The organism is uncultured Aurantimicrobium sp. (genome assembly GCF_936931525.1).
In the GTDB taxonomy this organism is placed as follows: domain Bacteria; phylum Actinomycetota; class Actinomycetes; order Actinomycetales; family Microbacteriaceae; genus Aurantimicrobium.
Genome location: NZ_CAKZII010000131.1, coordinates 1 through 2,617, shown reverse-complemented (window position 1 = coordinate 2,617; position 2,617 = coordinate 1). Strand labels below are relative to the sequence as shown.

Annotated in this window: 1 protein-coding gene; it reads right to left on the bottom strand. The window is 53.2% G+C overall.

The genetic code is table 11. The features are described from left to right. A partial coding sequence (locus Q0362_RS06140; RefSeq protein ID WP_298121301.1) for a multifunctional oxoglutarate decarboxylase/oxoglutarate dehydrogenase thiamine pyrophosphate-binding subunit/dihydrolipoyllysine-residue succinyltransferase subunit occupies positions 1-2,617 on the bottom strand: 2,617 nt, incomplete at both ends.

The following is a 2,617-nucleotide window of genomic DNA, read 5'->3' as shown; positions in this document are numbered from 1 at the left end:
GTTTGGAGTCTTCTCCAACTCAGCAACGAGGTCGTGGTAAGGCTTGCCAGCGGTGAGGATCACGCGCTTGACTGCGTTGCGGTCAAGCTGGCGTGGGTCATCCAGCACTGGCTCGAATACACCGTTAGTGAAGTCTTCAACATTGCTGGATGCGCCGCGGAGGCGGAGCATGGCCTTGGGGGTGAAGACAATCAGTGGCTTACGAGGCTTGCTGTATGCCTGGCGACGCAGCAAGTGGAAGTAAGAGGCAGGAGTCGATGGACGTGCCACAACCATATTGTCTTCAGCACAGAGCTGCAAGAAGCGCTCAATGCGTGCAGAGGAGTGATCAGGCCCCTGTCCTTCGTATCCGTGGGGGAGAAGCATGACGACGGAGGAACGCTGTCCCCACTTCTGCTCAGAAGCGGAGATGTATTCGTCGATTACTGTCTGCGCACCGTCGGCAAAGTCACCGAACTGTGCTTCCCACAGAACCAGTGCATCTTCACGCTGCACGGAGTAGCCGTACTCGTAGCCGAGAACTGCGTACTCGCTCAGGAGTGAGTCATAGATCCAGAAACGGCCCTGGTCTTCGCTGAGGTTCAGCAGAGGCAGCCATTCCTGACCGTTCTCACGGTCGTGGAAGACAGCGTGACGCTGAACGAAGGTTCCGCGGCGCACATCCTGGCCGGTGAGACGAACAGGCTTTCCTTCGAGAAGGAGAGAACCAAAGGCAAGGAGTTCACCAAAGCCCCAGTCGATGTCGCCGTTGCGGCTCATCTCAAGGCGCTTGGCAAGGAGCTGCTGGAGCTTGTTGTGAACGGTGAAGCCTGCAGGAACGTTGTTGAATGCGTCACCAATACGGTGAATGACTGAAACGTCCACACCAGTGGTGGTGGGAGCAAGAACCTCGTTGTCGAGCAGGTTGCCACCCGTCACGGTGTCATTTGCGCCGACAGTCGACATGGTTCCGGTCTGGGCAGCGTGAGTTTCAGCAAATGCTGTCTCGAGCTGGCCCTGGAAGTCACCCTGTGCCTTGTCGAACTCTTCCTGAGTGATGTCACCACGGCCAACGAGGGCTTCGGTGTAGAGGCGACGTACGGAACGCTTTGCCTCAATCAGGTTGTACATCAGTGGCTGAGTCATCGATGGGTCGTCGCCCTCGTTGTGACCGCGGCGGCGGTAGCAGACGAGGTCAATGACAACGTCCTTGTTGAAGCGCTGGCGGAATTCGAATGCCAAGCGAGCAACGCGGACTACAGCCTCGGGGTCATCGCCGTTGACGTGCCAGATAGGAGCCTGGATGGTCTTGGCAACGTCAGTTGCGTATACAGAGGTGCGTGATGCTTCGGGCAGGGTGGTGAAACCAACCTGGTTGTTGATCACGATGTGAACGGTTCCACCAATGCGGTAACCGCGCAGCTGCGACATCTGCAGACCTTCAAGAACAACACCCTGACCAGCCATAGCTGCGTCACCGTGAATCAACACGGGGAGAGTGGTGAAGGTACCGATGGGCTTGAGGTCTTGCTTGGCGCGAACGATGCCCTGAAGAACGCCGTTGACCGTCTCGAGGTGCGAAGGGTTGGCTGCCAAATAAACATTTGTGGATTTACCTGAAAGGGCAGTGAATTGACCCTTTGTTCCGAGGTGATACTTGACGTCGCCAGAACCCTGAACAGATTCTTCGCCATAGTGGCCTTCGAATTCACGGAAGATTTGGTTGTATGACTTTCCAGCGATGTTTGCCAACATGTTCAAACGTCCGCGGTGCGGCATACCAATGCAAACTTCTGGGTAGTCGCTATCAGCTGCTTCTTCCAAAATTGCATCAACCAAAGGAATTGCAGATTCGCCACCTTCTAGGCTGAAACGCTTTTGTCCAACATATTTTGTTTGCAAGAAAGTTTCGAAAGCCTCAGCTTCATTTAGTTTGTGCAAAATGCGAAGTTGTTCTTCACGATCTAGTTTCTCGTAGCCACGTTCAACGCGCTCTTGCATCCACTGACGTTGAACTGGATCAGAGAGGTGCATGTATTCGATACCGATGGTGCGGCAGTACGCATCGCGTAATACACCAAGTACTGCACGCAACTTCATGAAAGTGCGACCTGCAAATCCATCAACCGCAAATTCGCGATCTAGATCCCACAAAGTTAAACCGTGTGATGCAACGTCAAGGTCTTGATGATTGCGTTGCTTGTATTCAAGTGGGTCAACATCTGCCATCAAGTGACCGCGAACTCGGTAAGAATGAATTAGTGCATGCACTCGAGTTGTTTTGTCCACATCGCTATCGTGCGTTTGAACAATGTCGCGGGCCCAACGAATTGGTTCGTAAGGAATTCGAAGTGAACGGAAGATTTCTCCATAGAAGTCATTTTCGCCGAGCAAGTATTGGTGCACTCTGGCAAGGAAGTCGCCCGACATTGCGCCTTGAATTATGCGGTGGTCGTAGGTGCTAGTCATTGTGATGACCTTTGAAACACCTTGCTTTGCCAATACTTCTTCAGAGGTGCCTTGGAATTCAGCTGGGTAATCCATCGCGCCAACGCCGATAATCAAACCTTGTCCCTGAACAAGACGTGGAACTGAGTGAACAGTTCCGATTGTTCCTGGGTTAGTCAGCGAAACAGTT